The sequence below is a fragment of the Streptomyces pyxinicus genome, assembly GCF_024753135.1.
Classification (GTDB): Bacteria; Actinomycetota; Actinomycetes; order Streptomycetales; family Streptomycetaceae; genus Streptomyces; species Streptomyces pyxinicus.
Genome location: NZ_JANUGP010000036.1, coordinates 58,940 through 66,016 on the forward strand (window position 1 = coordinate 58,940; position 7,077 = coordinate 66,016).

The window sequence follows — 7,077 nt, forward strand, 5'->3', positions numbered from 1 at the left end:
CTCCGAGCCGGGCGTATGCCTCGGCGTGCCTCCAAGGAAACACGTGCCGGACCAGAAGGGGAATGTACGGGGCCGGTTGCCGCTCCTAGCGTGAAAAACGCCATGGAACACCGGCAGTTTTCTGGAGGAAGAGAATCATGAGGGATCATCCGTCCCGCAATCCCGTCGTCAGCCTCGTCACGGTGGTGCTCGCATCGCTGCTGCTGCCGATCTCGCTGACCGGCGCGTCCGTGGCCATCCCGGGCGTCGCCGCCGACTTCCACAGCAGCCTCGCCGCCGACGAGTGGATCGTCAACGGCTACGACCTGACCTTCGCCGGCTTCATGCTGGCCTCCGGCGCCTTCGCCGACCGGTTCGGCCGCCGCAAGGTCTTCGTGCTGGGCACCGTCGTCTTCACGCTGTGCTCTCTGGTCTCGGCGCTGGCCGGGGACATCGCGCTGCTGGACGCCTCGCGGGTCGTCGCGGGCGTCGGCGCCGCCGCCATGCTGACCTCCGGCAGCGCCACCCTCGCCCAGGTCTTCGAGGGGCCCGCGCGGGCCAAGGCGTTCGCCGTCTTCGGTACCACCGTGGGCGTCGGCATGGCCTTCGGACCGTTCATCGCCGGCACCCTGTCCACCACGTTCGGCTGGCGGTCCGTCTTCCTGGTCCCCGCGATCGCGGGAGCCCTGGTGCTCGTCCTCGCCACCCGGCTGCCCGAGTCCCGCGACCCGGCGGCCAACCGCGTCGACTGGGCCGGCACCCTCACCTTCAGCGGTGCCCTGACCGCGCTGATCGCCGCCCTGATCGAGGGCTCCGCGCTCGGCTGGGCCTCCGCCTTCAACCTGACCATGTACGTCGCCTGCGCCGTGCTGTTCGCCCTGTTCATCGGTGTGGAGAAGCGCCAGGAACGGCCGATGTTCGACCTGGGCCTGTTCCGGCAGCCGCAGTTCGTCTCGCTGTGCGTCGGCGTGGTCGCCCTGGTCCTCGCCTTCACCCCGCTGCTGGTCTACCTGCCCAGCTATCTCACCGCCGTCAACGGGCAGACCACCATGCACGCCGGCGTCGACATGCTGATGCTCACCGTGCCGACCATCTTCTTCCCGCTGATCGCCGGGTACCTGCTGCGCTGGGTGCCGGTGCGTCACATGGTCACCGCCTCGGTGGGCCTGACCGCCATCGGCACCGCCTGGCTGACGGTCCTGCACCCCGGCATCGGCAACTGGGCCGCCCTGGGCCCCTACGCGGTGATCGGCGTCGGCATCGGCGTCTCCTTCGGCGTGATGGACGGCGCCGCGGTCTCCAGCGTCGAGCCGGAGCGGGCCGGCATGGCCGCGGGCATGTTCAACACGATGCGGCTGGCGGGCGAGGCCACCGGTATCGCGGTGGTCGGCTCGCTGCTCGTCAACTTCACCCGCGTGGAACTCGGCGACAAGCTCGACACCTTCACCGGCCCCTACGGCGGCAAGCCGGCCGCGCTGGCCAACGCCCTGAACCAGGGCCAGTTGTCCGGCCCGCAGTCCACCGTGCCGGCGAACACCCGCGACGCCTTCCACCAGGTCGCCACCTCCGCCTACACCGGCGGTCTGCACACCGCGCTGTGGATCATGGCCGGCTTCTGCGCCGCGGCGACCGTGCTGGTCGCCGTCGTCGGTGCCAAGACCGTCAAGGCCCCGGCCGAGGCCGCCCCGCAGGCCGAGCCGGAGAAGGTCCCGGCCTGACCCGCCCACCGACCGCCGGGGCGGCTGCCGCGAACAGCCGGCCGCCCCGGCAGCCACGTGTCCCCCACACCCGTGGCAGCGCGTGTCCCCACACCCGTGGAGGCACGTGTCCCACCCACCCCTGGCAGCACGAACGAGGGAGAACACCATGAGCGGGCTGACCGTCGAGCGAGTCCGGGAGGCCTTCGCGGCCCTGGCGTCCGGGGACCGCCGGACCATGCTCAAGTACTGGGACGAGGACGTCACGTTCGAGATACCCGGCAACCACGCGCATGCCGGCCGGCACGAGGGCCTGGACAGCTTCCTCGGGTTCCTCAAGACCGTGGGCGAGCTGTCCGGCGGGACCTACACGGCCGAGAACGTGACCATCATGGTCAACGCCGAGGACGGCTACTCGGTCGACGTCAACACCAACCGCGCGCTGCGGGCCGGCGCACCGCAGGACAGCACCTCGCCGTACGACCTGCTCGACGTGACGGCGCTGCACTTCCTGCGCTGGCGCGACGGCCGCATCGTGGAGGGCCGGGGTGTCATCCTCGGCGACGGCTGCTCGACCTCGGCCCTGTGGTGGTCCCCGCTGAACCCGGACGGGTCGCGCCGCGGGGTGTGAACCGGACGGGTACGCACAGCACTTCGGGCCCTCCCCCGCGTGGGGAGGGCCCGAAGTGCTGTGCGGCCGTCCTTCAGATGCCGCCGCCCACCGTGGTCAGGCCGCCGTCGACGACCAGGGTCTGGCCGGTCACCCAGGAGGCGTCGTCGGAGGCCAGGTAGGCGACCGCGGCGGCGATGTCCTCGGGGGTGCCCAGGCGCCGCAGCGCGTAGTCCCCGGCGAGCTTCTCCTCACGGTCCTCGTAGAGTTTGGCCGCGAAGCGGGTCTTGACCACGGCGGGGGCCACCGAGTTGACCCGCACGCGCGGGCCGAGTTCCTGGCCCAGCTGTTCGGTGAGGTGGATCAGCGCGGCCTTGCTCGCGCCGTAGACGCCGATCCCGGTGGCCGGCTTCAGCCCCGCCACGGCGGTCATGTTCACCACGCTGCCGCCGTGCTCCCCCAGCCACGCCTCGTGGGCGCGCCGCAGCCAGCCCAGTGCCGCCAGGACGTTGACGTCGAAGACCTTGCGCCAGGCGGACTCCTCCAGGCCGAGAACGGGGCCGAACACCGGGTTGATGCCGGTGTTGTTGACCAGGACGTCCAGCCGTCCGAAGGCGGCCAGCGTCCGGGAGACGGCCTCGGCCCGGTGCGCGTCGTCATCCGACCTTCCGGCGACGGCCACGGCGTGCTCGGGGCCGCCCAGCCGCGCGACGGCCTCCGCCAGGGGCTCGGGCGAGCGGGCGGTGAGGCAGACCCGGGCGCCCTCGGCGACCAGGCGTTCGGCGACGGCGTACCCGATGCCCCGGCTGGCCCCGGTGACCAGGGCGACCCGGCCTCGGAACCGGGCGGGGGAGACGGATGTGCTCACGATGGTGCCCTCCAGGATGGTGAACAGACAGGTGACGACCGCGCGGCGGTGGCCGGCGGTCGTCGTCAGGTACGGAAATCAGCTACGGAAAACAGCTACGGAAAACAGGTGCGGAAAACAGGTGCGGAAAGGGGAAGCGGGCCCGGCGGTGGCCGCCCGGGCGGGGGGCGGACGGGAGGGCGGCGCGTGCCCGGAAGCAGAACCGGTGACGTGCCGGGCCCTGGCGAACTGCCGTCCCGCGCCCTGCCGATGCTACGAAGAGGGGCGCTGACCAGTACATCCCCTCTTGGAGGACTGCCCCGTGCCTCCGAAGCGGCACGGGGCGGGTTTCTGCGGGCCCGTCGCGGTCACAGGGCCAGGTAGCCGCCGTCCACGGGCAGGGCCGCCCCCGTGATGTAGGAGCCGGCGTCCGAGGCGAGCAGCAGGAGGGCGCCGTCGAGTTCGGCGAGCCGGCCGGCGCGGCGCATCGGGGTGCGCCGTTCCACCCAGGTCCGGCCCTTCTCGCTGCCGAGCATCGGCTCGGTCATCTCGGACCAGAACCAGCCCGGGCACAGCGCGTTGACGCGCACCCCCCGCCCGCTCCACTCGGCGGCCAGCTCCCGGGTCAGGTTCACCACCCCGCCCTTGGAGGCGGTGTAGGCGGCCTGCGGAAGACTGCCGCTGGCCACCAGCCCGTAGATGGAGGCGATGTTGACGATGGAGCCCCGGCCGCGCTCCAGCATGCCCACGCCGGCCGCCTGGCTCAGCGCGAACACCGCCGTCAGGTTCAGCGCCACGATGGCGCCGAAGCTCTCCACCGTCTGCGTCTCCGCGGGCACCGTCTCGGACAGGCCCGCGTTGTTGACCAGGATGTCGATCGGGCCGACTTCCTCGGTGACCGTGCGCACCAGGCGGGCGCGGTCCTCGGCCGAGGTCACGTCGCAGGGTACGGCGAGCGAGCCGGGCAGCTCGGCGGCGAGTTCCTTCAGGGGGCCCTCGCGGCGCGCGGCCAGGGCCACCCGGGCGCCGGCCGCCGCGAGCAGCCGGGCCAGGTGCGCGCCGATGCCGCTGGAGGCGCCGGTGACCACGGCCACCTGGCCGTCCACACGGAACCGGGCGGTCGGGTCCGGTACGGGGGCGGTCGCCTCCTCGGCGGTGGCGGTCGGGTCCGTCACGGCTGGTTCACCTCCACGATCGCGGCGGACCAGGTGAACCCGGCGCCGGCGCTGAGCAGGACGAGCAGGTCCCCGGGGCGTACGTCGTCCCGGTCGAGCAGGTCGGACAGGTTGGCGACGGCGTCCCCCGCGCCCAGGTGGCCGGTGTCGGCGCCGAGCCGGACGACCGGGGCCGCGCACACCGCGCGGAAGGCGGGCTCGTAGGCGTCGGCCATGACGTGCCGGGCGAGCCGGGGCAGCGCCGCCGCGCGCAGCCGCCCGTCGTCGGGGCCGACCCCGGCGTCGCGCAGGGCCCGGGTCACCACGGAGGTGACCGCGTCGTGCGCGATCGGGCCGAAGGGCAGGGCCGGATGGGCGGTGAGGAACTCCTTCTTGGCGAGCTTCGGCAGCAGTGTCTTGACGCCGCTGGTGGGGGCCGGGCTGAACGGCGCGTCGCCGCGGTGCATGCCTTCCAGCACCGGCGCGGCCACGGTCGCCGCCGACAGCAGGCGCACGGAACGGCCGTGCGGGGCGCGGTCGACCAGCACGGAGGTGGCGCCGTCGCCGTAGCAGACCCCGTAGTCGCCGCCCCAGCGGTCGAAGCCGGGCTGCGGGAAGCAGTCGGCGGTGGTCACCAGGGCGGGGCCGGACCCGGTGGCGAGCAGCCGGCAGGCGGCCTGCACGAGCGCGGCCAGTCCCCCGTTGCACATCTGCTGGATGCCGACGGGCTCCGCGGCCACCGCGCCGATCCGCTGGGCCAGGTAGTGGGCCGGGGACCAGAACTCGTGGCCCTGGTGGTACGTCCACGCGTGCAGCAGCTGGGCGATCCGGTGCGGCGGGGTGCCGGCGGCGGTGCAGGACTCGGCGGCGGCGCGGGCGGCGAGTTCGACCGGTGCGTGGGTGCTGGTGCGCAGGGCCGTGTAGGCGTACCGCTCGGCGTTCTCCTCGTCGATCAGCAGGCCGGTGACCGCGTCCGCCACGGGCTGGGCGTGCTCGCCGAGCGCGTGGACGGGGGCGTTGAGGTGGACGGGGGTGTCAAACCGCATCGCCGGCTCCGGCGGTGCGGGCCTCGGCGAGGCGGACGCGCATCCGCGCGACGGTCTCGTCCTGCTGGACGAAGGCGGTCTCGGTCCACCGGCCGCCGTCCACCGGGTCGGGCAGCCGGCGGGTGACGACGGTGATGGCGCTGTCCAGCTCCGCGAAGCGCAGGTATTCGGCGTCGACGTAGCGGAGGTGGAATCCGGCCGGGGTCGTGTCCGGTGCGTCGGTGGCGAGCAGCAGCGCGGCCTGCCGGGCGGCCTCCATCATCACCGGGCCCGGCACGTGGTCCTGGGCGTGTTCGAACATGCTGGGGTGCGCGGTCGGTACGCGCAGGCGCGCGTGTACGGCGCCGTCCGTGACGTCCGTGTCCTCCAGGATCACGTTCTCCGCCTGCTCGCGGCCCACCCGCCAGGGTGCCGGGGCGACGCCGCCGGTGTCGGCGGGCAGGGTGTCGGACAGGGGTGGCGGGGTGGCGCGGTGGCTCATCCGCAGTTTCTCGTAGACGGCGTCGGGGCGCTGCGCGGTGTCGACAGTGATGACGCCCGCCTGCCGGCCGCCGGCCATGACCCGCACCTGGTGCACGACGCGGGCGATGGTGTCCTGGTACTTCTTGGCGAGTTCCACGCTGCCGAGCAGCAGCAGGTCCAGCGCGCCGGCGACCCGCAGCGGCTCGGGGTCGGTGATCTCCAGGGAGGCGGTCGCGGTGATCGACTTGGTGTCGTGGCCGGCGTCGTGCTGGAGGTGCATCGCGCACAGCAGCATCTGGCGCACGCTCTCGAACACCGCGAGCGGGTCGTGCATCGCGGGGCGGCCGGTGTGGTCGCCGTAGTAGAAGTGGCGCGCGGGGAGTTGGGCCGCGGCCCGGAAGGTGTTCTCGTCGACGGACTGGAAGTCGGTGAGGAACACCTCGGAGACCGCCGAGCGGTGCACCAGCCGGCGGGACAGGGTGCGCTGGGTGGACAGGGTCTGGGCCGCTTCGGTGGCCTGGGCCGACCTGGCCGGGCTCAGTACGGACATGACGGGCTCCTGTGGGGTGCGTCGGGGCGGGTGCGTGGGGTGGGGCGGGGTTCAGCCGGCGAGCGGGACGGCCGCGGCGAGGAGGCGGGAGACCTGGCGGGCGGCCTGGTCGGCGTCGTGGAAGTGCACCGCCTGCCAGCCGGCGGCGACCGCGCCGGTCACGTTCTTCTCCATGTCGTCCACGAGCACGCACTGGTGCGGTTCGAGGCCGGCCCGTTTGGCGGCGAGTTCGAAGATCTCGGGGTCGGGCTTGCGGCTGCCCACGGCGTGGGAGAGGACGATGCCGTCGAAGTGCGAGTCGTCGATCATGAAGCGGCGGTGGCGTTCCCAGGACGGCGGCAGGTTGGAGAGCAGTCCGACGAAGGCGCCCCGGGCGCGGAAGCCGTCCAGGTGCGCGGTCCACGCCTGGTTGGCGGAGCGCCCGGCGAACCAGCGGTCGCCGAAGTGCTGGAGGTCGGCGACGACCCCGAAGGTGCCGCCGAGGACGTCCTCCAGTTCGCCGGACCAGGTGGCCTCGTCGATCAGCGGGATGTCGATCGCGCCCATCGAGTCGGTGCCGTACTTCTCCCCGACCAGGCGCATCGACTCCTTCAGCGCCCACAGCGGGACGCCGACGCGGTCCGCGAACTGGGTGAAGGTGACGTCGACCGGCGGGGTGAGCACACCGCCGAAGTCGGTCCATACGGCCAGGGGCGGGGCGGGGGGGGGGGGGGGGGGGCGCCCGGGGGGTCC

At 73.2% G+C, this 7,077-nt stretch carries 7 protein-coding genes; 2 read left to right on the top strand and 5 right to left on the bottom strand.

What is annotated here, in order from left to right; all coding sequences use genetic code 11:
* The first annotated feature begins 137 nt into the window (after positions 1 to 137).
* Together NX794_RS31640 and NX794_RS31645 are read left to right on the top strand one after the other, a co-directional pair.
* Positions 138 to 1,697: an MFS transporter gene (locus tag NX794_RS31640; protein WP_258783025.1), complete on the top strand. Its 1,560-nt coding sequence runs from the start codon at positions 138 to 140 to the stop codon at positions 1,695 to 1,697.
* Between the two features lie 148 nt (positions 1,698 to 1,845).
* Positions 1,846 to 2,307, top strand: coding sequence for a nuclear transport factor 2 family protein (locus NX794_RS31645; protein ID WP_258783026.1), 462 nt, complete (start codon positions 1,846 to 1,848; stop codon positions 2,305 to 2,307).
* A 73-nt stretch (positions 2,308 to 2,380) separates the two neighbouring features.
* Here the strand turns inward: NX794_RS31645 and NX794_RS31650 are convergent, their stop codons facing one another.
* The 5 genes from NX794_RS31650 to NX794_RS31670 form a co-directional block, all read right to left on the bottom strand.
* The gene (locus NX794_RS31650) at positions 2,381 to 3,154 is read right to left on the bottom strand and encodes an SDR family oxidoreductase (RefSeq protein ID WP_258783027.1); all 774 of its coding nucleotides are present in this window, start codon (positions 3,152 to 3,154) and stop codon (positions 2,381 to 2,383) included.
* 347 nt (positions 3,155 to 3,501) lie between these two features.
* Positions 3,502 to 4,308, bottom strand: a complete 807-nt coding sequence (locus tag NX794_RS31655) for an SDR family NAD(P)-dependent oxidoreductase (protein ID WP_258783029.1) — start codon at positions 4,306 to 4,308, stop codon at positions 3,502 to 3,504.
* The gene (locus tag NX794_RS31660; protein WP_258783031.1) at positions 4,305 to 5,333 is read right to left on the bottom strand and encodes a ketoacyl-ACP synthase III family protein; all 1,029 of its coding nucleotides are present in this window, start codon (positions 5,331 to 5,333) and stop codon (positions 4,305 to 4,307) included. The genes NX794_RS31655 and NX794_RS31660 overlap by 4 nt, the downstream gene beginning before the upstream one ends.
* Complete coding sequence (locus tag NX794_RS31665; protein ID WP_258783033.1) at positions 5,323 to 6,345, bottom strand: AfsA-related hotdog domain-containing protein; 1,023 nt, start codon at positions 6,343 to 6,345, stop codon at positions 5,323 to 5,325. The genes NX794_RS31660 and NX794_RS31665 overlap by 11 nt, the downstream gene beginning before the upstream one ends.
* A 51-nt stretch (positions 6,346 to 6,396) precedes the next feature.
* A complete protein-coding gene (locus NX794_RS31670) occupies positions 6,397 to 7,008 on the bottom strand; it encodes an HAD-IA family hydrolase (protein WP_258783035.1) in 612 nt (203 codons plus the stop codon).
* Positions 7,009 to 7,077: the final 69 nt, after the last annotated feature.